Here is a 25,479-nt window from a genome sequence, read left to right as displayed (position 1 = left end):
CGCCTACTTGCCCGCGGCGACGACGGCCTTGTCGATCAGTGGCAGATAGCGGTCGATGACCCACGGGACGGTCAGCGGGTTGATGATCGAGGACGCCGTCACGAACGGGTTGTTGTCACCGACCACCACGGCACCCTTCTGGATCGCGGGGATCGCCTTGTAGAGCGGCTGGGACTCGATCTCCTTGCGGTTCTTCTCGTCGCTGTAGAACGTGAAGATCAGATCGCTGTCCTTCAGCTTCTCCGCGTTCTCCAGACCGATGAGCGCGGAGTCGGTGCCCTTCGTCTCCTTGAAGGTGTTCACCACCGGGTCGACGGTGAGCCCGAGCGACGAGACCATCTTGACCCGCTGCTCCTCGGCCTGGAACACGCCGAGGGTGCCCGGACCCGTGTTGTAGATGTAGGAGAACTTGAGGTCCTTGTAGTTCGGCCGGGTCTTGGCAGCGTCGGCGAGCTGCTTTTCGATCGCCGCCTTCAGCTTGGCGGCCTCCGCCGGCTTGCCGAGCGCCTTGGACACGATCTCGATCTGCTGGTCCCAGTTGGTGGACCAGGGCAGGTCGGGGTAGGCGACCGTCGGCGCGATGTCCTTCAGGATGTCGTACTGCTCCTGGGTCACGCCCGACCAGGGGGCGAGGATGACATCGGGCTCCAGCTCGGTGATCGTTTCGAAGTCGATCTCCTCACCGCCGGCGAACTGCTTGGGCAGCTTGCCGCCGGCCTTGGTGACCGCCTCGTGGATCCACGGGAGATAGCCGGTCTTGTCACTGCCCCAGGCGTAGCTCTCGATGCCCACGGGGGTGTGGCCGAGGGCGATCGCCGTCTCGGTCGACCCCTGCCCCAGGGTGACCACGCGCTTCGGCTCCTTGGTGATCTCGGCCGTGCCGAGCGCACTCTTGATCGAGACGGGGAAGGCACCGCCGCTCTTCTCGGAGGATCCCGAGGTCTTCTTGTCGCTCTCGCCGGAGGAGGAGCAACCGCCGATCGTGAGGACTACGGCTGCGGCGGTGGCCGCGGCGGCGAGCGCGCGACGACGCACGCGAGTGAACCCGAGCATGGATGTTCCTCATGGAGTTGAAGTGCACAGTGGTCGATGAGTAGCGGGCGAGGGATGGCGCAGCCGTCGTGGCATGTCGGACATGACGGAACAGTGCGGCCCTGATCGACTTAGGGAAGCCTAAGCTACGATTGGCGAAACGTTCAACCACCCCTTGGGGCCGCGCTCCGGGCCCGCTGTTCGAGCCGCCGTCGACGTGCTTTCGACCTTGAGTGCCGACGGTTCGAGGGGCATGGCCGTCGATGGAGTGTCGGCAGTGACGGGAGTGCCGAGGTATCGGCCAAGATCAACAGGTGGCCATGGGGTCGCCTGTGGCTGGGATTGCTATTCACCTGGCCGGCCGAACTCGTACAAAAATGGGCATCGTGGCGATTTCAGGTTGAGGGGCTTGACCTGCGGAGTCTTAATCAAATCTCGGATGCCTGTACGAATATGGCTGAAAATGTCTCTCGTAGGGTCGGTCCTTCCCGGATGACCTATCCGCGGAAGCACCTGCTCCCTAGCATGGTCGCCCTGTAGCTCCTGTTGAAGAAACGCGGGTGAGGGCTGGATGCGTGGGGAGTCATGGCGCCCGGACGCCATTGACACGACTGTCCCGAGCGTTGCTCGGATGTACGACTACTACCTGGGGGGTAGTGACAACTACGAGTCGGATCGCGAAGCATGTGAAGAATTGCTGAAGCAGGTTCCGAGCACCAAGGAACTGGCGGTCAACAACCGCCGCTTCCTCCAGCGAGTGGTGCGGCTCCTCGCGAGCGAGTACGGCATACGCCAGTTCATCGACCACGGTTCAGGTCTACCGACGCAGGACAACGTCCACCAGGTCGCCCAAGCTGTTGCCCCGGAGTCCAGGGTCGTCTATGTCGACAACGATCCGATCGTCCTCGCCCACGGCCGTGCCCTGCTGAACGAGAATGACCGCACGGCGGTCATCCAGGCGGACATGCGTGACACCGAGGGCATCTTCACCCATGAGGAGACGACGCGGCTGATCGACTTCAGCCAGCCGGTCGCGGCACTCTTCGTCTCCGTGATGCACTGCATCCCGGATGAGGACGATCCGGCAGCCCTGGTCCGGCAGGTGGCGGAGAAATTGGTACCGGGTAGCTTCCTGGTCGTGTGCCAGTTGGTCAGTGACCGGCCTGAGATCCGCAAGTTCGTGACCGACTTCATGGCCGAAGCGACGGGCGGCCACTGGGGACGGGTCCGCGAGCAGCGTGAGGTCGCCGCGTACTTCGAGGGGTTCAACGTTCTCGAACCCGGCCTGGTCGAGGTCTCCACCTGGCGGCCGGACACCGACCTCGCTCCCGTGCAGCAGACGCACGAGTGGCTCGAATGGGGTGGCGTGGCCTCCATAGGCTGACCAGCCGTCGAGAGGTCGCAGGTCAACCACACAGCGGCCCTGTTCCCCACGCCCGCCGGCGTGAGGAACAGGGCCGTTCTCCGTTCCCGAACCGGTGAGCCGTGCTGAGGGGATTCGGGCCCAACGCAGGAGGCCGCCCGGGGTGGTGTCCCGGGCGGCCTCGTCGCGGTCGAACGGAGTCAGTAGGCGCTCAGTCGCTTCTCCAACATGGCTCTGGACTCGGCGGGTGTGAGCGCACAGGCGCCCAGTCGGTCCAACATGTTCCGGTACTGCTCGACGGTCTGGGGCTTCTGGGTGAACGTCGAGTCCGTCAGGTGCTCGATGTAGACGGCGTCCTTGAGGTCACCCAGCGCGAAGCGCAGATAGCTGACGCCCGTTCCCACGCCCACGGAGGCGGACACATCGAGTGGAGCGATCTGGAGGGAGACCCTCGGCCGCTCCATCATGGTGATGAGGTGCTCCAGCTGTGCCCGCATCACCTCGGGACCGCCCACGGTGCGCAACAACACCGACTCGTCGATGACGGCCCACAGGTGCGGTGCGTCCGGCGCGTCGAGGTGGCGTTGCCGCTCCTGCCGCAACTCCACCCGGCGCATCACATCGTGGGCGAGCAGTTGCCCGGGGCCGGTGGTGATGACGGCCCGGGTGTACGCAGGAATCTGGAGCAACCCCGGTACGTAGAAGGGCTCGTAGGTTCGGATGCGCTCCGCGGCGCCTTCCAGCGCGACGAGCGGGGTGAAGAAGTCCGAGAGGACATCGCTGAACGAGCGCCACCAGTCAGGACGACGGGACTGCTCGACCAGTCGGAGGAACTCGGCTATGCGGTCTTCGCTATCTACTCCATACAAGGCGAGCAGCGCAAGGGCATCTGCCTGCTTGCACCCATGGCGCCCCAGTTCGATTCGGCTTGTTTTCGAGCGTGAGAATCCGAGCCGACCATCCACGTCGGCTGGATCCAGCTCGGCGGCAACGCGCAGCTCGCGCAATTTGCCGCCGAGGATCACCTTCAGTGCGGTTGGGTTCTTCTCCACCGCCCCAAGGGGTCGTACGAACAACGACTCGTTCGGGTCGGTTGCAGCCATCGGGCGCTCCTGCGGACGCTGGGAAGAAGCCAGTATCCATTACCGAATCTCCGCAGGGGCGGAACATGACATTCCTGTGTAGTTTTTCAGCCAATCATGGAATCGAAGTCGCCACCCCGGGCGCCTGCCACGAACGCCGCTATCTCGTCGCGCGTGTAGATCAGTGCCGGCCCCTGAGGGTCGCGTGAGTTGCGTATCGCCACCCGTCCGCCCGGGAGTTGGGCCAACTCCACGCAGTTGCCCGTCGCGTTGCTGTGACTGCTCTTGGTCCATGTCGTAGCACTCAGTGCGCCTGCACTCATGCCGTTGAAGAAACGCTCCACCGCAACAGCCCCTTGCTCTCCGTACGTATGTTCGTGACAGATGGCGCCGGTCCATGCAATCCCATTTGCAATCTCAGATGCAATTGCATTCCGACGTGATACTCGACCATACTCGTCGCACGGCGGCTGCCGCAGCGCCCGAAGTCCGAAGCCTCCAGGGGGACATGACCAGTGACGACCCATGTGCCAGCCTCGGCGAACGTGAGCACCAGGTACGGCAGCCGGTCGCGCGCCGCCGCCCCCGGTGTGCGCTGGCCGTTGGGCTTAACCGCGTCGAACGAGCCTCCGTGGGGCATGAGCCAAGGCGGTCGCCCCGCCGGATTCGCCGCCTGCGGTCTGGATGGGCAGTTGCGCAACGCGCCTCAGGCGCGACGCTTCCTGGCGGCGACCCTCGATGGGTGGGCGCTGGAGCGGTTGCTGCCCGACGCGGGCTTGGTGGTGAGCGAGTTGGTCACCAACGCGGTTCAACACGCGGTCGAGCCGGGCACCGCTGACCAGGGGGAGTACCCCGTCTGGCTCGGGATCTTCCTCCACCCCGACGAACTGGTCTGCGCGGTCACCGACCCCAGTTCCCGCCCTCCCTGTCCCAGGGATGCGGAGGCGTCGGCACTGGGTGGCCGGGGCCTCGCCCTGATCAGTGCCTTGAGTCGGACGTGGTCCTGGTCGCTCACTCCTCCTCGGGGCAAGACCGTCTGGGCGACCCTGTCCTTGCAGCCGAGCATGGGCTGATACGCGCCCGGTAGGTGTGCGCGTTTGAAGAATGCATTCGTCAAGGCTTGAGGCCCGGTCCATCAGACCGCGATCCGGCTACCTCCCGCCCGTGATCCGGGGTCGGGAGACCTCCGGGTCCCTCGGCGACACCGGAGCACGGCGGGGGACCGCCTCGCCATGGATGCGCTCCGGGTGGTGAGACGTACCGTCCCGCCGACTGACTCGCGGGTGCGCTCTCCCCGAAGGTCAAGGCCGCCGCTTTCCGCGCCCGCTGAAGGTCTCTTCTTCGTCGGATCCCGCCGAGGCCATGGGGAAACAGGGTGGTTGTACGGACCTACCCCGGCAGGCGGTCACAGATCACTCTCACCCGCCAGGAACGTACCCAGCACCCTGATGTCACCCATGCCCGAGGGCTGCACCCTTTTGGGGTTGGCATCCAGCACCACCAGATCGGCGCGCTTGCCGGGGGAGATGCTGCCCGCGCTGTCCTCCCAGTGACAGGCATGGGCTGCGTCCACCGTGTAGGCGCGCAGCGCCTCTTCGACGGTGATGCCTTCGTCCGGGCCGATGACCTGCCCGGAGAGCGAGGTGCGCTCGATCATGAACTGCATGGCCCGCAGCGGTGAACCGTCGGCGACCGGTCGGTCCGAACTCCCCACCAGCCGCACTCCGCTGTCGATGAAGCCCCGACCTCGGTAGAGCCACGGTGCGCGCTCACTTCCCATGATCGCGGCGTAGTCGTCGCCGAAGTGACGGAGGAACGCGGGTTGGACGACCGCCGTCACACCCAGGGAAGCGAATCGCCGCAACTGGTCGGGACGGACCAGCCCGGCGTGTTCGATGCGATGACGGGCATCGGGCCGCGGACGGCTGCGCTGCGCTTGTGCCAGCGCGTCGAGCGCCACGTCGACGGCCCGGTCGCCGATGGCGTGCACGGCGAGCTGCCAGCCGGCGAGGTGTCCGTCGACGATGATGTCCGTCAGGGGGCGGTCCGTCGCCTGGAGCTGACCGATGTTGGTCGTCCCCTCGTAGGGGGTGGTGAGGGCGGCCGTACGGGCCATCATGCCGCCGTCGGTGAAGACCTTGAGCGCACCCAGTGAGAGCGGCCCGTCCCCGAATCCGGTGCGCAGGCCAAGGCTCATGGCATGGGTCGTCAGATCGTCGTCCGCTGCCGCGATGGGGTTCAAGGCGTCGGCGGCCACCATCAACTGCGTTCGGGCTGCCAGTCGCCCCTGGTCCAGGGCCAGTTGGAAGGCGGCACCGTCGAGAGACCCGTACGCGAACATCGAGCTGCCCAGTCCGGCTTCCGCGCAGCCCGTGATGCCTTCCTGCCGGCAGACGCGTGACGCGTGAGCGATGGCGTCCACGAGTTCTGTCAGCGGGCGCGGGGGCCGCAGCCGTCGCGCCGCCGCCATCTTCTCTTCGGCCAGGAATCCTCCCATCCGGGCCGACCCCGGAGGCAGTTGGTCGAGCACCGCGGTGTTCACCACACACCCATGGCCCGATGCATGTGTGACGAGGACCTTGCGCCCGGCGCTCACGGTGTCCAGTTCCACTGCGGCCAGATGGCGGCCCAACGGGCGTTGGTCATAGCCGGACAGCTCGACCCAACCGCCGAGAGGAGTGTCGGCAACCGCCTCCGCGACCGTTGTGAGGATGCTCGTCACGGAGTCGGACGGTGCGACGCTCATCGTTCGGGCGGCCAACCCCGCCCACACCAGATGGACATGGGCGTCGATGAACCCGGGCAGGACCGCAGCCCCGTCGAGATCGACGACTTCCAGGGCCGGAAGCCCCGCCACCTCCTCGTCGAGACCCACGATCAACCCGTGCCAGATGCCGAGTTCGCGCGCAGAGGGGCGAGCCGGGTCCATGGTGACGATGTCGGCATTGGTGATCTTCTTGGTGAGCATGGACGCATCCCTCCGATGGAACGAAAACCCGCCTGATTTCCTCTGGTTGCACGAAGCCGGCCGTGGATGGGCCCATGATGAGACAGAAAGGACTATGGTTAGGTGAGGCTAACCTAAGAAGGTGTTGCGGTGTGGATGGGCATGGAGAGACTCCTGCGAACCCGTTGGAGGTCTGGGCAGACAATGTCGTCGCTCGCCTTGACGTGCAAGAGGATGTTGACCGCTCTTTGCTCCACGCTCTACAGAAGGGCCCCAACCTCCGCGAGGAGACGGCAGCAAGAATGGCGGACGCACTGCGTGCGGCAGCGCTCGGGCTGAACCCGGCCGGCTGCGCCACGGCCGCAGGCGTCTCGGAACGCCTCCTGCGCAACTGGCAGACACAGAACGAGTTCTTCGCCACGGCCATGAGGGCGGCGGCTGAGATGGCCCAGGCCCAGTCGGTCGGGCCGAGTCGGCAACTCAACCCCGCCGCGCTGCGCGTCCTGTTGAAGGCGCTGCGCTCGGGCGCCCAGCACGGACCGGCCGCCGCGCTCGTGGGCATGTCGGGACGCGCGCTCTACCGGTTGCGCAAGGAGAGCCCCGAAGTGGCAGCCCTCGTCGCTGCTGCCCGTCGGGCCAGACCGCGCAAGTCGGATCGACGTCGTCGATCGCCGTACGAGCAGCGGTACCGACTGGTCCGCCTCGAAGAACAGGTCGAGACGTCGGTGGTCTTCGAGGCGTGCACCCCCGGGCCACATCGGGTGCACTCCGTCCACATCCCGAGCGAGGAGTCCGAGGTGCCGCAGTGCGACGGCGATGACTCCGCCTGTCGCCACTCCTGAGGCGTACGCGCGACGTCAGCGGACGGGAGCTCGGGCTCCGCTGGCCGCACCGGGGGTGGGCACTGAAGGTTACTTAGTCTAGCCTTACCTGGTTCTTGTGCTCTTCGGACGGGCACTGCTGTTGAGGTGTCGGAGGGGTGCGGTGGGTTCGCAAGACCTGTCGGGAAAGGTGGTCCTGAGAGGGGCCATCGCCGGCCAGCGTCGTGATGTCGCGCTGGGAGCCCTCCTGGGAGCGGGACATCAGGCGGGCGAAGCACTGGTTCCCGTGGTGATCGGCGCAGTCATCGACCGGGGCGTCGCAGACGGGGACCTGAGCGGCCTGCTGCTGGGCGTCGTCGCCCTCGGAGTCATCTACCTCGGCCTGTCCTTCAGCTTCCGGTTCGGAGCGCGCGCCGGTGAACGGGCGGCGGAGACCTCCGCCCACCGGCTCAGGACCCGACTCGTCAGCCGGATCCTCGCGCCACAGGACGGCTCGCCGCCCGGGCGGCTCTCGGGAGAGCTGACCAACATCGCCACCCTGGACGCCAAGCGCGTCGGATCCGTCTGCATGGCCCTGGTCGTCGGAATCTCCGCCCTGATGGGACTCCTCGTCAGTGCCGTGGTCCTGGTGCGGATCTCCGCACTGCTCGGCCTGGTGGTGCTCCTCGGTACGCCGCTGCTGCTCTGGCTCGGTCATCTCTTGAGCAAGCCGTTGGAGCACCGCAGCGGAGCCGAACAGGAACGGGCCGCCCACGCCTCCGGCGTGGCGGCCGACCTCGTCTCCGGGCTGCGCGTGCTCAAGGGCATCGGCGCCGAGCCCGCGGCGGTCGCCCGGTACCGCACGACCAGTCGGCATTCCCTCGCGGCGACCCTTCGGGCGGCCCGCGCGCAGGCGTGGCAGAGCGGAATGGTGCTGTCCCTGACGGGTGTCTTCATCGCCCTGGTGGCATTCATCGGGGGGCGCCTGGCCACCGCCGGGGACATCAGCCTCGGCGAACTCGTCTCGGCCGTCGGTCTCGCCCTGTTCCTGCTGGGTCCGCTCTCCCAGTTCTCCTGGGTCAACGCCGAACTGGCACAGGGGCGAGCGTCCGCAGCCCGTATCGCCGAAGTGCTGGCCACCGATGGCACCACACTGCCGGGTACCGACCCGCTCCCCCCTGCCGTCCAGAGGCGCCTACGGTTCCGCGCGGTCTCTCACGAGTCCCTTCGAGGTGTCGACATGGACATCGCCGCGGGCGAGATCGTCGGCGTGGTCACCACCGACCCGAGCGACGCGAACGCCCTGCTCGGCTGTCTCGCCCGTCGCTTCGATCCGGACAGCGGGGCCGTTGAACTGGATGGTGTGCCACTGAGCACCCTGCACCCCACCGCGATCCGAACCGCGGTCCTCGTCGCCGAACATGACGCAGACCTCTTCGAGGGCACCCTCCTCAGCAATGTCTCAGCAGCAGCCGGCTCGGCTGACACGGTCGAGCGAGCCATGGTCGCCTCCGGTGCCGACGAGGTCGCCCGGACGCTGCACCGGGGCGCCGAAACGACCGTGACCGAACGCGGGCGATCGCTCTCCGGAGGCCAACGGCAGCGTGTGGCACTAGCCCGCGCCCTGGCGGTCGACGCACCCGTACTCGTGCTCCACGAACCGGCCACGGCCGTCGACGCGGTCACCGAGGCCAAGATCGCCGCCGGACTGCGGGAGATCCGTGCGGGCCGGACCACCGTCGTGCTGACCACGAGCCCCGCACTGCTCGCCACGACGGACCGCGTCATCTTCATCGAAGGCGGCCGGGTCCTCGCCGCGGCCCCGCACGGCGAACTCGTCAGCGACCACCTCGGCTACCGTACGGCGGTCCTCTCATGACCGGCCGTCGGCAGCACGCTCAGAGCGAGGGTTCCGCGGGGGAGGGCTTCGAGGTCGGACGGCCGCCCGGCTCCGACCCGGACGACATGTCGATGCCGCCCCACAGGGAGGCTGCCGTGCGACACCGCCCGACGCGTGCCACCGCCGACGAGGAATCCGAGCGCATCCTGCTCCCCATCGCCTCCCCGGCGCGCACTCGGGCCGCCGTCGGCGAACTGCTGCGCCCGCACCGCTTCCTCGCGGTCACAGGCTTCACCGTCATGATCATCGCAACGGCCGTCGGACTGCTCACCCAGCCGCTCCTCGGCCGCATCGTGGACATCGCGGCCGACCACCGACCGCCCGACGCCCTCACCACCACCGTGCTGCTGCTGGCGGCCGTCGCCGTCGTTCAGGGCCTTGCCACCGCAGTCGGCCTCTCGCTGGTCTCGCGGCTCGGTGAATCCGTACTCGCCCAGTTGCGGGAACGTTTCATCGAGCGGGCTCTCGGGTTGTCACTGGAAGAAGTGGAACGGGCCGGATCCGGCGATCTGACGGTCCGGGTGACCGGTGATGTCTCCCTCACGGCCGACGCGGTCCGGCACGCCCTGCCCGAGTTGGCCCGCTCCCTCCTCGCCATCATCCTGACCCTGGGCGCCCTCGCCGTACTCGACTGGCGTTTCCTCCTCGCCGCACTGCTGGCACTCCCCGTCCAGATTCACACCGCCCGCTGGTACGTCCGACGTGCTGTGCCCCTGTACGCGGAGCAACGCATCGCGGGCGGAGCCCAGCAACAGCAACTGCTCGACACCATCGGCGGCAGCCCCACCGTACGAGCCTTCCGGCTGGAGCAGGAGCACAGCGGCAAGGTCGAGGAGCACTCCTGGAACGTCGTCGGACTGACCATGCGCGGTGTCCACCTCGTGCTGCGGTTCTACAGCCGGCTGCACATCGCCGAGTTCATGGGTCTCGCCGCCGTCCTGGGCACCGGATTCCTCCTGGTGCGCGCGGACGCCGCATCCGTCGGGACCGCCACCGCCGCGGCCCTCTACTTCCACAGTCTCTTCGCTCCGGTCAACACCGCCCTCGTCCTCATCGACGACGCCCAGTCCGCCATCGCCGGACTCTCCCGGATCATCGGTGTGGCCGACCTGCCCCGGCCGAAGGAGCCTGACCGCCCGCTCGCACCCAAGGACTCATCCGTCACCGTCCGCGCTGTCAACCACTCCTACCGCAGCGGACACCAGGTACTGCGTGACATCACCATGGATCTGCGACCCGGTGAGCGAGTCGCGCTGGTCGGGGCGAGCGGCGCGGGCAAGACCACCCTGGCCAAGCTGATCGCCGGCATCCACGAACCGACCGACGGAGACATAGCCCTCGGGTCCGCACCCCTGCGGCACATCGGCCCCACGGCGCTGAGGCACTCGGTCGCCCTGATCACCCAGGAGACCCATGTCTTCGCCGGGCCGCTCGCCGACGACCTCCGGCTCGCCCGCCCCGATGCCACCGACGATGAACTGTGCGCCGCGCTTGACCGGGTCGACGCACTGGCCTGGGTGGAAGCGCTGCCCGCAGGCTTGGAGACCGTCGTCGGTGAGGGCGGCCACCGACTGAGCGGCGGGCAGACCCAGGCACTGGCACTCGCCCGGCTCGTACTCGCAGATCCCCCCGTCGTGATCCTCGACGAGGCCACCGCGGAAGCGGGCAGCACCGGGGCCCGCGCTCTGGAGAAGGCGGTCGCCCGTGCCATCGACGGTCGGACGGCCCTCATCGTGGCGCACCGGCTCACCCAGGCGGCAGCAGCCGACCGGATCGTCGTGATGGCAGCCGGCCGAATCGTCGAAACCGGCACTCACGACGAACTACGCACTGCCGAAGGGCCGTACGCCGCACTGTGGGAGGCATGGTCGGGCAGTCGGCGGAAACGGGAGGGATCAATGCCGGGCGACGACCTCCCCGCACCCTCCTCACCGGCGACAACACCCTCAGGAACCTCAACCGAAGGATCACCGATGGCCCGCTTTCGAAGCGCTCCATGGCTCGCTGCCGCACTCGCCTGCGCCCTCCTCCTCTTCGGTACCACCGGGTGCGACGGCTCCGGCGACTCCGCGGGGGAGGAGCCCGCGGCCCCCTCCGGCACGAGCGGCGCGGTGTATCCCGTCACCGTCAAGCACAAGTGGGGAAGCACCACGATCACCTCGGAACCCCAACGGATCGTCACGGTCGGACTGACCGACCAGGACGCGGTGCTCGCCCTCGGCAAGGTTCCGATCGCCACCACGGAGTGGCTCGGCAGCTATCCCGGCGCCATCGGGCCCTGGGCCCGGGAATGGTTGGGTGATGCAAAGCTCCCCACCGTCCTCAAGGACACGGGAACGGGCCCGCAGGTGGAGAAGATCGCTGCGCTGAAGCCGGACGTCATCCTGGCCCTTCACGGTGGGCTCACCAAGGACCAGTACACCTCCCTCAGCAAGCTGGCCCCGGTCGTGGCCCAGCCCAAGCAGCACGGCGACTACAGGATTCCCTGGCAGGAACTGACCCAGAAGGTCGGCCTGGTACTCGGCAAGCCCGTGGAGGCGATGGAGGCGATCACTGACACCGAGGCCCAGATAGCCGCTGCGACCAGGATCGGTTTCAAGGACTCCCGCGTCGTGATGGCGACCCGCCACGAAGACGTGTTCGTCTTCGGCAGTCACGACCCGCGTTCACGACTGCTCGGCAACCTCGGCTTCCGACCGCCCCAGGACCTCGACACGGTGATCGGTGACCGGTTCGGTGCCACCATCGACGAGGAGCGCACGGATCTGCTCGACCAGGACGCCGTCGTCTGGTTCGTGAGCGATGTCGCCAAGGACCGTGCCGAGCTGCACAGGGATCCCTCGTACCGCGATCTGACCGTGGTTTCGGAAGGCCGCGAGGTCTTCGTCCAGGAATCGGGTGACTACGGCCGTGCGACTTCGTTCGCCTCGGTGCTCAGCCTGCCCTATGTGGTGGAGCGGCTGGCCCTACAGCTGGCGTTCGCCCTCGACGGAATGCCGGAATCCGTCGTGGAGCAGCCCATGCCCTGAGCGGTGACGGGCACGAGCGCCCACGCCTGCCGCGCGTTGTGTGGTCCTTCCCCATGCCGTGAACCGCTTCACGGCACGGGTGCACACAGAGCCCCGGTCACGTCGTAGGTGACCGGGGCCGGGCTGTGGAGGTCGGACTCGTCCTAGTTGGCGTTGATGAGGTCGTGGGCCGGGACGGTTACCGTACGGGCTCCCGGCTTGCCGCCGAGGATGACCTTCCGCATGGCCGAGTTGTTGCTGGTGGTGGTCTCCTTCAACCGCTTCTCAGGGTTGGCGAGCACCTCGATGTAGTACGTGCCGTTGGGCAGGTCGGTGATGTCGAAGGACTGGTCCGGGAGGTCCTGGGTGTAGGTGTCACCCGAACCGACGTCCAAGACCTCGCGCACGGAGATGGCCTTCTCCTCGCCGCACGCACTCGACAGGTCGGTGCTGAAGGGATGCCAGTTGGCATTCTTCACCGTGTAGTCCACGGCATCGGTGTTGACCAGGCAGAACGCCTCCTTGCCACTGCGCACGGCCTCCTTCTTGTCCGCCTTCAGCAGTCGGTAGCTCGCGAAGTCGGTGAAGTGCCAGTGGTTGTGACCCGGGCGCGGGTCCCACTCCATCGTGCCGGTGGGGGTGTATCCCACCTGCTTGCCCTTGGCGTCGTAGAAGTACTGGTACGCGTCCATGAGCTCCGCGCCGGGGGCGCGGAATCCATCGACGACCAGCTGGGCCGGCCCTGCGTTCCAGACGTTGGCGCTGAAGGACATGAAGTCCTTGCCGGCGGGGTTCTCGGGCGAGGTGCTGATCTGTACGTCGAAGGCGGGCAGCGACCGCAGATCCGGCTTCGGGACGTTGGGTACGACGGCCTTGCCGGTCGGGCGCTTGGCATTGGCCTTCAGGCCGGGAGCCTTGCGGGAGCCGTCGGTCTGGCCCGGGCGGTCACCGACGTTCGCGACCGTGCGAGCGGACTTCTGGAGCGCCCAGGGCAGCGCGGGAGGAGCCGGGGGATACGGCGCATGGCCGACGTTGTACGTCGGGCCGTCACCGCTCGTCGCTTCCTGGAGCGTCATCTTGGGAGCGGGGTCATGGTGCCCGGCGTGCCCGGCGCCGTGGGCCCCGTGCTTGCCCTTCGCTGCGGAACGCTCCATGGGGTTGGGCTCGACCGTGACGGTGACCTTGACCGTTTGCGGCTTGTTCGCGATGCCGAAGAGGTCACGGTACTTCTTGGCCACGTTGATCTTGGCGGTGTACGTGCCGGCCGGCAGGGTGACACCCTCGGTGTACCAGCTGTTGTAGGTGTTGGAGGCCCAGCCGTTCTCCACTCCCCACACCGATCCGAGGGTGAACGGGTTGCGCGGGCAGCTCTCGGGATAGCGCGAGGTCGCTGCGGCGTCGGGACGCACCCGTCCGGACGCGTTGTTGGGACAGAAGTTCTCCTTCGCGTCCAGCACTTTCTTGCCCGATGCGTCGGTCATGGTGATGTGGGTGAAGTCGGGAAGCCCCTGGAAGTCCTTCACCAGGCCGGCCGGCAGGTCCTTGGTGGTGACCTTCTTCCCCTGCCGGATGGTCTGCTGGACGGTGATGGGGTCCTTGTACGACTTGCGCTTTGCCGTGAGCTCCAGGGGGGAGCCCTCGGCGGTGAGGTAGGTGCCCAGATTCAGGTCGAGTCCGGTGGCCCCCTCGTAGGTGTGGATGTTCACCGACTTGGATGCAGCGATAAGGGTGAGCTTCGGTGTGGCCTGGGCCTTCTTGGCGTCAGGCGCCGCTGCGACAACACCGGCGGTCACGGTGAGCGCCGCAGCGGCAGCAAGGGCCGGGCGGGCGAAACGTGCACGTGAAGATCTGGTCATGGGTCCTCGTGAGTGCGAAGCGTTGCGAAAACCGTGGGACATGGTCTGTACCACTGGGGATTGGTCTGTAACTGCCACCGGCGGGCAGTTGGTCACACTGCAACCGCCGAAGGGTGCGGGCCGCTCATCCGTCCCGCTGCCCCTGCAGATGTGTCGTGACCCCCTGGGGTTGTCCGTGTCTTCTCAACGCGCGCAACGTTGGCCAGAATGATGCTGCGCTGGGCAAATCAAGTCATCATTGGCCATTTGGCTACGCCAAAATGATGGACCGTGGTAAGTGGCGTGATCATGGTTCCAAGCCCGGGGCACCCCAGAGCGGAAACCATCGGGCCAGATCGGGCTCCATCGGAAGGTCGACATCCAGCAGTGCCCTGACCTGGAGCTCCAGTGGAGTGTCCCTGCGGTCCTGGACGCCGGGCAGCGGTGCGAACGGATAGAAGGCGCCGCGCTTGTAGAGGTAGACCAGCCCCAGTGGGCGGCCATGGACCTCATCGGCGAAGCCGACGAGGGAACACAGCAGATGCGGACCGAAGTCCGCGTCCTGGAGCAGGGTGTTGATCGCATGGAGGTCGTTGACCAGGGACACCGTGTCATCGGCCGGATGTCGCACGAGCACCCATGAGTACCCGTACCCGTCCTGAACGAACTCGACCGGCACTCCGCCGTTGCCCGTGCCCACGTCCAGCAGACCCCTGATGTCGTCCTGGAGCCGTAGGAACGCGCCGCCCTCGACGCTCGCGAAGCACACCGATCCGCTGCCCGTGGGCAGAAAGCCCGTCTCCGCCTGCACAGTGAGCGCGGCGGATGGCAGGGCGAACAATTGGTCGAGATCGGGGCGTACCGGCTTGCTGCGGCCGAGGATCGCATCAAGAAACCCCATGAGAGGAATCCTCCGTCCCTCCGACGAGTCGCTGGTTCACCGGGTGCGCGGTCGACGAGCCGGGTCCGGTCAAGGTCGGGTCAGCTCCGCGGAGATCTTGCTCAGCTGTTCCAGACGCTGTTCCAGGGAGGGGTGCGAGGAGAGCAATCGCGCCAAGCTCTCACGCGATGAGAAGGCAGGGGCGAACCAGAATGCGTTGTACGGCTCTGCCTTGCGCAGGTCCCGCGTGGGAATCCGGGCCATCTCCCCGGTGACCTTGGTCAGCGCGGAGGCGAGCGCGGACGGCCGTCCGGTGAGCAGGGCGGCGGCGCGGTCTGCGGACAGCTCCCGATAGCGGGAGAGGAGCCGTGTCAACAGAAAGCTCACCGCATAGACGGCCGCGCTGATCAAGGGGATGAGGATCATCAGAACCGCGGCATTGCTGTTGTTGCGACCGGCCCGACCCAGCCCACCCCAGAGGGTGGCCCTGGTGATCACACCCGCCAGCACACCGAGGAACGAGGCGATCGTCATCACCGCCACATCGCGATGGGCGACATGGGAGAGTTCGTGGGCGAGGACGCCTTCCAGCTCCTCCGGTTCCAGGCGTCGCAGCAGCCCCGTCGTAGCGCAGACCAGGGCCGTGCGCTCGTTGCGCCCGGTGGCGAAGGCGTTGGGCACATCGCTGTCCGCGATCGCCACCCTGGGTTTGGGCATGTCGGCCAGGGCGCAGATGCGATCGACCGCGCCATGGAGTTCGGGCGCCTGCGAGGGCGAGACCGTGTGTGCCCCCATGCTGTACTCCGCGATGCGGTCGCTGAACCAGAACTGGGCGATGAACAGCCCACCGGAGATCACCAGGATCAACGGCCACGCCTTACTGAATGCCGCCAGCAGCACACCGACGAACACCACGTACAGCAGCCCGATGAAGAACATCGTGGTCACCATGCGGGTCGTGAGCCCCCGGTCCGGGGCGTAGCGGGATCGACGTCGAAGTGCGGTCATCAGTGCACCTCCCGGACACGGCCCCCGCGCTACCCCTCCCATCGATTGTGCGCCTTTTCTCCTCCGATCGGTGCCCTCTCCCGCCGGGGGCGACCGGGCCCGAGCGGATTCCTGCCCCGGGGCATCTCAGGCACTGCGGTCATGCCCGAGCGAGGCGACGGACGAGGTGCGCGCACCATGAACGGACCGTCGCGCAGAGCTCACCCTGCGCAGTGGGCGGGTTCTCTCCCGCCGCACTGGAGGCACCCGTGCCCGGTCGTCGGAAGGGCGACCGGCGCCCGCCCCGGCTCGCCCGGGCCGCCGGGAGCCGAGAGGGGCTGAGCCCCTCAGCCCGACTCCGTGCCGCCCGCCGTCGGAAGGGGGCGGTGTGCCGCGTACACGGTGACCGCATTGCCCCACAGATCGTCCTCACGCAGCGGAGTGCATCCGATCCGCTGTGCCACCCGTACCGACGGGGTGTTCCCCGGTCTGATCATGGCGGTGAGATAGGGGACGTCCAAGGTGGCGAATCCCCACTCCTTGCAGGCTCCGGCCGCCTCGGTCGCGTAGCCGCGCCCCCAGTGGTCGGCCCGCAGTGTCCAGCCGAGCTCCACCTCGTCGAACTCGTCCCAGTAGTTCAATCCGCATCTGCCGATGAACTCGCCCGTGTCCTTGAGCTCGACCGCACAGAGGCCATGACCTCGCTCCGCCCACTGCTTCTCGACGGCTGCGAGTCGTCGCAGGGCCTGGTCGTGGGTGTAGGAGCCGACGAACTCACTGACGCGGGGGTCGTCGTGCAGCGATACGAAGGCTTCGACGTCTGAGGTGGTCAACGGACGTAAGAGAAGACGTGGACTCTCGATCATGCGATCGACACTAGTCCGTCGCTGTTCCTTTCTCCTATGCCTGGACGCCGACCCTCCTCGCCCCGTGGTCGGCGGGCCGTTGGCTCGGGCGGCATGCCATGGCCCACCTCCCGAGCCCTGCTGGATCGCACGTCAGGGGCGACTGAGGTGACGCACCCTCAATCGCCGCCCGCATTCCGTTGGTCCGGGGCCGTCGACACGGTGATCGATCGGCCATGAGTGGATCCGCGGTCACGGTCAGGGCTTGCGCGCCACTCCCGCGTACATGTTGGTCGTGGTGCTGGGCAGTTCCTCCCCATCGGCGGGGCGCCACGACGTCATCGGGACGACTCCCGGTGCGACCAGTTCCAGTCCGTCGAAGAGTCGTTCCACCTCGGCGCGGTTGCGCAGGTACATGGGGATGCCCCTGCGGGTGTACTCGGCTGCCAGGGCCTCCGAACCGTCGGCGAGATCCGCGGTGGCGAGTGTGATGGCCAGATGGCTCCCGGCCGCCAACGGTTCCATCAGGGTCTCGACCAACCCCTGTGCGTCCCGGACGAACTGGAGCATGGCGATCACGGTCAGGGCGATCGGCTCGTCCAGATCGAGGGTCTGCCGGAGTTCGGGGGCGGCGAGCAGTGTGTCCGGAGCGTTCATATCGGCCTCCACATAGGCCGTCCGACCCTCCGGTGTGCTGCACATGAGGGCGTCGGCGTGGGCGAGGACGATGGGGTCGTTGTCCACGTAGACGATCCGCGACTGCGGGGCCACTCCTTGGACGACCTGGTGCAGATTGGGTTCGGTGGGGATTCCGGTGCCGATGTCAAGGAACTGACGCACTCCGGCCTCCGCCGCCAGCCAATGGGCCATCCGGCGCATGGCCGCCCGATTGGCCAACATGCTGGTACGCAGCCCGGGCCACGCGCGCAGCGATGCCTCCCCCGCTGCCCGGTCGACCTCGTAGTGGTCCTTGCCGCCCAGGATGTAGTCGTACACCCGCGCCGAATGCGCCTGGCTACCGGTAGGTGATGTGGTGATGTCGTTCTCCTCGTGCACGGTCTACCGCCTTGTTGAGAGGTTGCTACGGCCGGTTCGGCCCGCCCGTCCTGATGGGTCTGGTGAAGTTGCGTCAGCCGAGTCCGAGTCCGAGTCCGAGTCCGAGTCCGAGTCCGAGTCCGAGTCCGAGTCCGAGCCCGAGCCCGAGGGCGCTGGCGAAACGCCGGCTGCCCTCCTTCAGGCGTGGACGACAAGGGAGCGGCTTGCCCGTTCGTGGAGGAAGCGGTGCCGCGAGCGGTTGCGGGCCAGGAACAGCAGATCGATCAGCAGCACCATGGTCAACCACCCCCAGCCCGCCAGGAGCGCCCAGAACACGAACGCACGGCTCAGGGCTCCCCAACCGGGTTTGGCGTGGGTCGTGCGGTCGATCACTCGCAATCCCACGGTGCGTTTGCCGACCGTTGTGCCGAAGATCATGACGGCGAGGAACTCGTAGAGGAAGGCCGTGGCAAAGGTGAGCTGGACCGCTCCGACCGTTCCGCCTGCGCCCACATCGTCCATCAGCCCGTAGACGAGGGACACATGGAGGGCGAACACCGGGGGAAGGAACGCAGCGTCGATGGCCCTGGCCCGGAAGCGCTGCCCCAGGCTTGCCGGTCGTACCTCGGACGGTGTCACCGCGGCGGATTCCGTCGCAGTGTCAGGTGATGGTGTCACCGTGTTCGATGCGGGCGATGCCATCGGACGCCGGGGGTGGGCCGGAGGCACCGACACCGCTTCCGCCGGCGTGGTGGGAGCGACATCCACTGTGACGGCCGGTGTGGTGGAGCGGGCGTGGTCCACCACCGTTGCGGGGTGAGTGAGGGCCCTGGCCCGATCGGACGGCGGAACAGGGGCGGACGCCGGTTGGACCAGTGCGTCGGAAAGCGCCGTGTGCATGGCGGTCGCGTTGACGAAGCGGTCCTCCGGTTTCTTCGCGAGGGCGGCCAGTACGACCGCATTGACCCCGATGGGAAGGTCGGGGCGCAGGTCGATGGGTGGCGTCGGTGGCTTTTGGATGTGGGCCAGCAACACCACGAAGGGGGAGTCCCCGTTGAACGGCGGTCTTCCTGTCAGGAGTTCGTAGAGCAGGCAGCCCACGGAGTAGAGATCGGAACGGCCGTCGGTGCCGTTGCCTTCGGCCTGTTCCGGTGAGAGGTAGGAAGGTGTCCCCACGGAAACCCCGGTAGCCGTCAGCCGGGTCGATGTGTCCGCCAGGAGCTTGGCTATCCCGAAGTCCAAGACCTTCGCCCGGTCCCGACTGCCCGAACCCCCTGCCAGTGGGCCGACGACCATCACATTGGACGGCTTGATGTCCCGGTGCACCACACCTTCGGCATGGCTGTGCTCCAGAGCTTCCAGGATCTCCAGGGTGATTCCCACGGCCTGCTCGACGGTCAGCCGCCGTCCGGCGGCGATCTCGGCAAGGGTCCTTCCCCTGACCAGTTCCATCACCAGATAGGGCATCGGCGGATCCTGGGTCGAGTCCTCTCCGATGTCGTGCAGCATCGCGACGCCCGGATGGTTCAACCGGGCAACGGTGCGTGCCTCACGGTGGAACCTGGTTCGGAAGTCCGGTTCCCGCAGGAACTCGGTGGGAAGGACCTTCACCGCCACATCGCGGCCCAGTTCGCGATCGACAGCCGCGTAGACCACGCCCATCCCACCGCGTCCGAGTATTCCCTTGACGTCGTATCTGTTCGCAATGGTTTCCACACGCACCCCCCAGTGCAATCCCGCGTCCCGCGACTCTTCCACCCGCGCGGGACGCTCAGTATGCCGCCTGGTCGCGTCGGTCACCCAGGAAATCCCCACCTTGGAGAGGGCTGCTGTGGGGCCCAGTAGAGCCCCTCGTGCCTCTCTCTCGGTTGGGGAGAGCTGATCCCCATCGGTTGGATCCCGTGCGTGTGGCGTGCGAGGCAACGGGCGTCCCGTGGGGGAACCGATCTGTCCGCGAGGGCACTTCGCAGCGACCGCGGGCACATGGCAACACCCTTGAATCGGCACTCGCTGACCCGGTTTGACTTTTATCAGGTCTTTACGATTATGTGCGGATTCAAATATCAAGATCCAGGGGTCGTTCATGCACCGTTCCATCCGTTCCGCCGCCGTGGCCTCCGTAGTTGCCGCCGGCCTTGTGTTCGGCCTCAGTTCCTGTTCCGAGATCAGTGACGCCGCGAAGGACGAGGCCGTCGACCAGGTCGACAAGGCGGTGAACGAGGAGTACGACGTCACCTACGAGGTCACGGGGAAGAGCGTCGACTCCATCCAGTTCTCGGCCGGTGGTGGAAGCGCCATGGCGCCCAAGCTGGAGACGGTGGAGAAGCCGAAGCTGCCGTGGACGAAGACCGTGACCCTGCGCGGGATCATGCCCCCGTCGGTCCTGCCCATCGCGCTCGACGCCGGTGCCGATGCACAGGTCACCTGCAAGATCACTTACAAGGGGAAGGCGATCGCGGAGGAGTCCGGAGGCGGCCTCGCTGCCGCCGGAGGCTGTGTCGCGGTCTCTCCGCTCGCTCAGTAGTAGCGCCGCTCGCCCGCGCTCCGGTGGGGCAGGAACTTCTCCTGCCCCGCCGACCTGTGATGGCGACGGGCTCAGGGTGCGCACGATGGGAAGTTGTCCATCGTGCGCACCCTTTTGCATGGCAGGGGGGAGGTCCGGGCCGTGGCTCTGTCCATGAGTGGCCCTTGGGGGCCAGGGTCACCTTGAGAGCAACCGGAGGCACCGGAGCTGAGAAAGGCCCTGGTGGGCGACGTTCGCCGCGACTGTGGACGCTGAACGTCGCCCGGCGGTCTCGCTGTTGGGTGCACGATCCTTGACTGGTTTAAGTCGAAGGGTGAGCGATAGTGACAATTTAGGTAAGGCTCACCTAATATGATCAGCGTCGACTTCGGACCCCCCACTCCGAGTGGTCTCTCCTTTTGCCTTGTCCAACCCAGGGCGCAGCCATGCGTTTACACGTGTCGGTGGCCCTATCTCCCCGAAGGAGACATGCAACGCATGTCCATGCCTCGCAGCAGCCGTCTGGCTGCCCTCGCCGCGCTGACCGTCGTATCCGTGGGTGCGGGCGTCCTCGCCGTTCCCGCGGCAGCCGCCCCGGTCGCCCAGGTGTCCGCGGCCTCCGCAGTACAGGCCGTGGCGCCCAAGAGCGGAGACGCCAGCGCCGCATCCCCGATCCTGGTCTCGGGCCAGGCCGGCTGGGGCTTCAAGGCGTCCTGGGTCGACTACGTGACGAGACTGGGCGGCTCCGTGACGGAGGCCGGTGGCGCGACGAAGGGTGCGAACGGCGTCATCTCGTACCCCGTCGCCCATGGTTCGGTGAACCCGGCAGGTCGGGACGCCGACGTGCGCTTCTCCGGTTCCGTCACCTACGCGGTTCCCGAGCACGGCATCAAGGCGATCACCCTCGCCAACCCGCGGGTCGTGCTGAAGGACGGCGTCGGCACCCTCCACATCGACGTGTCCACGGACCTGGACGGCAGCACCCCGACGCCCGCCGCCACCGTGCCGTTCGCCACCCTGAAGGCGTCTGCGAGTGCCCTGAACGGTGCCACGGTCAACTGGTCCGGAATCACGGCCGCGCTGACGGACAAGGGCGCGGAGATCTTCTCCTTCCAGGGGCGCCCCATGTACCCGGCAGGGACGGCGCTGGACACCCTCGCCATCGGGGGCAAGGTCAGCGTCCCCAAGCTGACGGTCAGCCAGGTGGCGGGCCTCGGCGCGGACAACGAGGTGACGGTGACCGGCAGCGGCTATGTCCCCGGCCGCGGTGTCTACCTCGCCCAGACCATCGCGCTGCCCGCGGACACCTACCCGAGCGTCTTCGGCAACGCGGCCTACATCCGTCAGGTCGGCGCCGACGGCACGTTCACGACCAAGCTGAAGCTCAACGAGACCTTCACCCCTGCCGGCGCTCCGGCCGTGAACTGCCGCACCACCGACTGCTTCGTCGTGAGCTTCAACTCCCACGACGGCAGCGACAGGCACTGGATGGCCTCCCGCGCCCAGGACGTCTCCCGGTCCATCAGCTTCGGCGCGGCAGAGGTGACCACCCAGCCGAAGTCCCGCACCGTCCGCTCGGGCGCCACCGCGACCTTCACCGCAGCCGCCAGCGGCGCGGACTCCGTCCGTTGGGAGCGCAGCACCGACCGCGGGGCGAAGTGGACCACCGTGGCCGGTGCCACCTCCAAGACCCTCTCGGTGAAGGCGAGCGGCGCGGTCAACTCCGCGCGCTACCGCGCGGTGTTCACCAACGCGCTCGGTGAGGTGCCCACGTCCTCGGCGACGCTGACCGTCTCCGCAGTGCCGACCCGCGTCATCTCCTTCAACGCCTCCCCGGAGCCGGTGGCGAAGGGCGGCAAGCTGGCGATCACCGGTACGCTCCAGACGATGGGATCGACCGACGACACCTGGCGTCCGTTGGCCAAGACGGCGCTCGTCATCGAGTCGCGGGCCAAGGGCAGCACCACCTGGACCAAGGCGACGAGCGTCACGACCGGCACGAAGGGCACCTTCTCCGCTTCGGTCACCGCGAGCAAGGACAGCGACTGGCGCGCCCGCTCGGTGGGCACCGCCGACCGCGCCGCCGCCGTGAGCTCCAGCGACTACGTGGACGTCCGTCTGAAGACGGCCATCTCAAGCTTCAACGCCGGACCGGAGCCGGTGCGCAAGGGGCGCGCCATCACCGTGGGGGGCACCCTGCGCAGCCTGGACGGTTCCTGGAAGAACACCGCGAGCCAGTCCGTGACGATCTGGTTCAAGGCCGACGGTGCCAAGACCTGGTCCAAGCAGAGCACGGTCCGCACCAACAGCAAGGGCGCCTTCACCAAGGCGTTCACGGCGAACAAGGACGGCAGCTGGAAGGCCGTGTTCACGGCCACCTCGTCGCGCCTGGGCACCACCAGCGGCAGCGACCGGGTCGACGTGCGCTGACCGTCGGTAGACGGACGCGCCCCCTGTGTGGACGGCCGGTGCCGGCGAGCCCTGTTGGGCTCCGCCGACACCGGCCGTCCTTGCTGACTCATCAGCGCCGCTGGTCTTCGGGGCTTACCCGGTGGGATCCGCCGCGTCCGCCCATGCGTCGTACCGGAGTCGTGGTGGGGCCGACTCAGGCGTCGGCCGAGATCATCCTGCGGTCACCGTGTCCTCGAAGGTCTTGCCCGCAGCGCGATACGCACTGACCTTGGCGGCGACCTCTGCTGGAGTGAGCACCCGGTCCTTGATGTGCAGTACGTAGTCCACCTGCTGTTCGTACGCCCGGGCCGCGGTGGCGGTCTGGCCGGTCAGATCCGTCAGCCACTGGTTGAAGGCGATCACCATCCCGCGCTCCGGTAGATAGGCGGCACCGTGCGTGCTGAAGAGCTGCCCGTCGATGTAGTACCGGATGTCGTTGTCGTCGATGGTGACGACGAGGTCGCGCCACCCCGCGTGGCTGCTGCGGGCCACCGTGTGCTGGTTGACGCTCTGCCCCGTGTTGGAGTCGTAGGTTTCCCACGACGTGGTGAAGAAGATGTTCGAGGTCTCGCCCCAACCGCCGTTGGGTAGATACTCGAAGTCGTACTCGGCGTAGTCGTCGGCCATCGGCGCCTTGAGGTCGTTGATGGTGAAGAACGTCTGGACCACATGATCACCATCGGGTCCGTACACGGGTGCGTCGCTGAACTTCACCCGGGCCGCGTAGGTGCCGTTCTTGAACTTCATCGCCGAGGACGAGATCTCGGCCTGTCGGGTGCTGGCCGCCGTGCCGGAGGTGGAGGTCTCCAGACGCATCACGGAGTTGCCGTCGGCGGCGGAGAAGCTCACGTTGTCGGGTGACCAGGTCGCGCCCGGGACCCCCGGCCCCCCGGACCACGAGCGCAGGCTCCAACCGTGGGCGGAGAGTCTCGGATCGGTGTGGGTGCTGTAGTTGAAGTCGTCGAACAGGGTCTGAGCGGGCGGCGGCTCCACCGTACCGCCCGGCTCGGTGCCCCACACGGTCGTTCCGGCGAGTTGGGCGGTGGCCTTCGGCCAGTCCGTCCACGTGCTCTGCCCGCCGCCGAAGGAATGGTCGTCGCTCTGGTTGATCTGCTGCCAGTCGGCTCGGTGGAAACGGAGTTGTATGTCCCCGGTGTCGGTGTTGGGGGCGAGGGAGCCGGCGGCGGTGGTGAAGCCGATCTCCAGATAGCGGTCGGCAGTCGGTGTGGGGTTGGTGAGTGTGCCGAACGTACCCGTGATGTTGGCGCACCCCTTCACGGCCCAGTCACAGGCGAACCGGTAGCCGGCGTTCGTTGAGTCGGCCTTGAAGTAGTAGCGGACCTTGACACCGCCGAGTGAAACCGGGGAGCTGCCGGTGTTGCGCACCTTGAACCAGGGTGCGGACTGCGCGACGTGAGCGCCTGACGCGCTCGTACGGTACTGGACGCTGAGGGTGCTGTCGGCGGCGTTCGCCGTGGTGGGAAGCACCGCGAGGCCGATCGCACCGAGGGCCATGGCGAGCGCGCTGGTGGCGGTGGTACGAAGCCGATGGTGGGGGGTTCTTCGCATGACGCTGCCTCTCCTGAACGGTTGAGACTGACGAGGCACCCGATGGGGAACCGGGTGCCAGACCATGATCGTACTCAGGCGTCCCCCACACCCACGGTGTGCTGTCGGCTGACCCCCACCCCGTGTCAACGGCTTGACCCTCACCCCGTGTCAACGGCTGGGCTGGTGCCATCGGCACATCGAAGGAGGACACGGATGCTCCCCTACACAGGCTCCGGCCCGTACTGCTACGCGAACTCGCTGGCCATGGCCGCGGGCGATCAACTGCTGCCACTGCCGGGGGTCATTGAGACGCTGACGGGCTCGCCCTTCGGCTTCCAGCTGATCGGAGGCACGATGCCCCTGTTCGACCCCTACGGCTGGGACCCGGAGCGCGGCCTCGACGCCGCCATCGATCTGCTCGGCCTGCGTTGCTCCCGTACCGCGGGAGGCAGCCGGTCCGCGGCGAGCACCCGGCTGCAACGCGCCGCAGCCCGGGGCCCGGTGCTCGTGGGACCGGTGGACATGGGGCTACTGCTCTACCGACCGGGCACCCCCGCACCGGGCTTCGGGGACCACTACGTCGTGGTGCTCGCCGCCGACGACGACATCGTGCTCCTGCACGATCCTGAGGGCCATCCCTACGCGACCCTGCGGACCTCGGCGTTCCTCGACGCATGGCGGGCGGACGCCGTCGACTACGGCGAGGCGCCGTACGTGATGCGGAGCGAATTCGTCCGCGAACGGGAGATTGCCGCTCGGGACGCACTGTGGCAAGCGCTCCCCGGGGCGATCGCCTGGCTCTCGGGGCGCACCGATCTTCCTGTGCCTGCCGGGACGCTCGGCGGAGCCGACGGGGTCGGAGCCTTCGCCGACCTGGTGGAACACGGACTGGATCAGGACACCAGGGACCTGCTGGGCTCCTTTGCCATCCGTGTCGGCGCCCGCCGTCTCTCCGACGCTTCTGTCTGCCTCGAACTGTTGAACCTGCCGGGGCCCGCGGCCATCGCCGGGGAACTGTCCCGTCGGCTGGGGGCGCTGCAAGAGCCGCTGGTCACCCAGGACGACAAGGTCTTGGCGGGGGGGCTGCGCAGCATCGCGCCTGGGTACGGACGGCTGCGCGACGCACTCCGTCAGGCAGTCGTGGCCGGTCGCCATCGGATGGCGTCGAGTCGTCCCGGTGCCCTCGGCTGAGAGCTGCTCGTGAGCCTGCCCCGTGCGCACGGGAGCGGTTCACGGCGCTGAGGGCGCCGTGTCCCCCTT

The 25,479-nt window shown here is 67.5% G+C and carries 19 protein-coding genes and 1 pseudogene; 9 read left to right on the top strand and 11 right to left on the bottom strand.

Annotated features, from left to right (window positions below):
- Positions 1-3: 3 nt before the first annotated feature.
- On the bottom strand, positions 4-1,053 hold the full coding sequence (locus tag ACFXJL_RS18595; protein ID WP_358881518.1) for an iron-siderophore ABC transporter substrate-binding protein: 1,050 nt from the start codon (positions 1,051-1,053) through the stop codon (positions 4-6).
- A 550-nt stretch (positions 1,054-1,603) separates the two neighbouring features.
- On the opposite strand from ACFXJL_RS18595, the gene ACFXJL_RS18590 reads away from it, so the two are divergent.
- On the top strand, positions 1,604-2,416 hold the full coding sequence (locus tag ACFXJL_RS18590; protein WP_358881519.1) for an SAM-dependent methyltransferase: 813 nt from the start codon (positions 1,604-1,606) through the stop codon (positions 2,414-2,416).
- A gap of 179 nt (positions 2,417-2,595) precedes the next feature.
- On the opposite strand, the gene ACFXJL_RS18585 is transcribed toward ACFXJL_RS18590, so the two are convergent.
- Both ACFXJL_RS18585 and ACFXJL_RS18580 read right to left on the bottom strand, forming a co-directional pair.
- Positions 2,596-3,498 carry a helix-turn-helix transcriptional regulator gene (locus ACFXJL_RS18585; protein ID WP_358881520.1) on the bottom strand — a complete coding sequence of 301 codons (903 nt, stop codon included), beginning with the start codon at positions 3,496-3,498 and terminating at the stop codon, positions 2,596-2,598.
- An 86-nt stretch (positions 3,499-3,584) separates the two neighbouring features.
- A complete protein-coding gene (locus ACFXJL_RS18580; protein ID WP_384643499.1) occupies positions 3,585-3,800 on the bottom strand; it encodes a DUF397 domain-containing protein in 216 nt (71 codons plus the stop codon).
- 222 nt (positions 3,801-4,022) lie between these two features.
- Here ACFXJL_RS18580 and ACFXJL_RS18575 point away from each other — a divergent pair, with 222 nt between their 5' ends.
- On the top strand, positions 4,023-4,550 hold the full coding sequence (locus tag ACFXJL_RS18575; protein ID WP_384643447.1) for an ATP-binding protein: 528 nt from the start codon (positions 4,023-4,025) through the stop codon (positions 4,548-4,550).
- A 332-nt stretch (positions 4,551-4,882) separates the two neighbouring features.
- On the opposite strand, the gene ACFXJL_RS18570 is transcribed toward ACFXJL_RS18575, so the two are convergent.
- Positions 4,883-6,445 (bottom strand): amidohydrolase, encoded by a 1,563-nt coding sequence (locus tag ACFXJL_RS18570; protein ID WP_384693675.1) that lies wholly within the window; start codon positions 6,443-6,445, stop codon positions 4,883-4,885.
- A 281-nt stretch (positions 6,446-6,726) separates the two neighbouring features.
- Here ACFXJL_RS18570 and ACFXJL_RS18565 point away from each other — a divergent pair, with 281 nt between their 5' ends.
- From ACFXJL_RS18565 to ACFXJL_RS18550, 4 genes and pseudogenes are all read left to right on the top strand, one after another.
- A complete protein-coding gene (locus tag ACFXJL_RS18565) occupies positions 6,727-7,266 on the top strand; it encodes a hypothetical protein (protein WP_384693672.1) in 540 nt (179 codons plus the stop codon).
- Between the two features lie 142 nt (positions 7,267-7,408).
- Positions 7,409-9,103: an ABC transporter ATP-binding protein gene (locus tag ACFXJL_RS18560; RefSeq protein WP_384693670.1), complete on the top strand. Its 1,695-nt coding sequence runs from the start codon at positions 7,409-7,411 to the stop codon at positions 9,101-9,103.
- Positions 9,104-9,195: 92 nt separating this feature from the next.
- Positions 9,196-11,004: pseudogene (locus ACFXJL_RS18555) on the top strand (ABC transporter ATP-binding protein); the annotation flags it as partial.
- Between the two features lie 18 nt (positions 11,005-11,022).
- Positions 11,023-12,153 carry an ABC transporter substrate-binding protein gene (locus tag ACFXJL_RS18550; RefSeq protein ID WP_384693951.1) on the top strand — a complete coding sequence of 377 codons (1,131 nt, stop codon included), beginning with the start codon at positions 11,023-11,025 and terminating at the stop codon, positions 12,151-12,153.
- A 143-nt stretch (positions 12,154-12,296) separates the two neighbouring features.
- Here the strand turns inward: ACFXJL_RS18550 and ACFXJL_RS18545 are convergent, their stop codons facing one another.
- The 6 genes from ACFXJL_RS18545 to ACFXJL_RS18520 all read right to left on the bottom strand — a co-directional run bounded on the left by ACFXJL_RS18545 (position 12,297) and on the right by ACFXJL_RS18520 (position 19,430).
- On the bottom strand, positions 12,297-13,988 hold the full coding sequence (locus tag ACFXJL_RS18545; protein ID WP_358881527.1) for a lysyl oxidase family protein: 1,692 nt from the start codon (positions 13,986-13,988) through the stop codon (positions 12,297-12,299).
- A gap of 286 nt (positions 13,989-14,274) precedes the next feature.
- Positions 14,275-14,868, bottom strand: a complete 594-nt coding sequence (locus ACFXJL_RS18540) for a hypothetical protein (protein WP_384693666.1) — start codon at positions 14,866-14,868, stop codon at positions 14,275-14,277.
- Positions 14,869-14,937: 69 nt separating this feature from the next.
- On the bottom strand, positions 14,938-15,855 hold the full coding sequence (htpX, locus tag ACFXJL_RS18535) for a zinc metalloprotease HtpX (protein WP_358881529.1): 918 nt from the start codon (positions 15,853-15,855) through the stop codon (positions 14,938-14,940).
- 326 nt (positions 15,856-16,181) lie between these two features.
- The gene (locus tag ACFXJL_RS18530; protein WP_358881530.1) at positions 16,182-16,700 is read right to left on the bottom strand and encodes a GNAT family N-acetyltransferase; all 519 of its coding nucleotides are present in this window, start codon (positions 16,698-16,700) and stop codon (positions 16,182-16,184) included.
- 237 nt (positions 16,701-16,937) lie between these two features.
- Complete coding sequence (locus tag ACFXJL_RS18525; protein ID WP_384693661.1) at positions 16,938-17,735, bottom strand: SAM-dependent methyltransferase; 798 nt, start codon at positions 17,733-17,735, stop codon at positions 16,938-16,940.
- Positions 17,736-17,912: 177 nt separating this feature from the next.
- Entirely contained in the window at positions 17,913-19,430 is a 1,518-nt protein-coding gene (locus ACFXJL_RS18520; protein ID WP_384693659.1) for a protein kinase, read from the bottom strand.
- Positions 19,431-19,797: 367 nt separating this feature from the next.
- On the opposite strand from ACFXJL_RS18520, the gene ACFXJL_RS18515 reads away from it, so the two are divergent.
- Together ACFXJL_RS18515 and ACFXJL_RS18510 are read left to right on the top strand one after the other, a co-directional pair.
- Positions 19,798-20,238 (top strand): MmpS family transport accessory protein, encoded by a 441-nt coding sequence (locus tag ACFXJL_RS18515; RefSeq protein ID WP_384693656.1) that lies wholly within the window; start codon positions 19,798-19,800, stop codon positions 20,236-20,238.
- A gap of 477 nt (positions 20,239-20,715) precedes the next feature.
- The gene (locus ACFXJL_RS18510) at positions 20,716-22,647 is read left to right on the top strand and encodes an HtaA domain-containing protein (protein WP_384693653.1); all 1,932 of its coding nucleotides are present in this window, start codon (positions 20,716-20,718) and stop codon (positions 22,645-22,647) included.
- Between the two features lie 192 nt (positions 22,648-22,839).
- Here ACFXJL_RS18510 and ACFXJL_RS18505 read toward each other — a convergent pair whose 3' ends face one another.
- Positions 22,840-24,237 carry a cellulose binding domain-containing protein gene (locus tag ACFXJL_RS18505; protein WP_384693650.1) on the bottom strand — a complete coding sequence of 466 codons (1,398 nt, stop codon included), beginning with the start codon at positions 24,235-24,237 and terminating at the stop codon, positions 22,840-22,842.
- A gap of 195 nt (positions 24,238-24,432) precedes the next feature.
- Between ACFXJL_RS18505 and ACFXJL_RS18500 the strand changes: the two genes are divergently transcribed.
- Complete coding sequence (locus ACFXJL_RS18500) at positions 24,433-25,410, top strand: hypothetical protein (protein ID WP_384693647.1); 978 nt, start codon at positions 24,433-24,435, stop codon at positions 25,408-25,410.
- The last annotated feature ends 69 nt before the right edge of the window (positions 25,411-25,479 follow it).

This window comes from Streptomyces sp. NPDC059256 (assembly GCF_042753785.1).
Taxonomy (GTDB): Bacteria; Actinomycetota; Actinomycetes; order Streptomycetales; family Streptomycetaceae; genus Streptomyces.
This window is presented reverse-complemented; position numbering and strand designations above follow the sequence as displayed.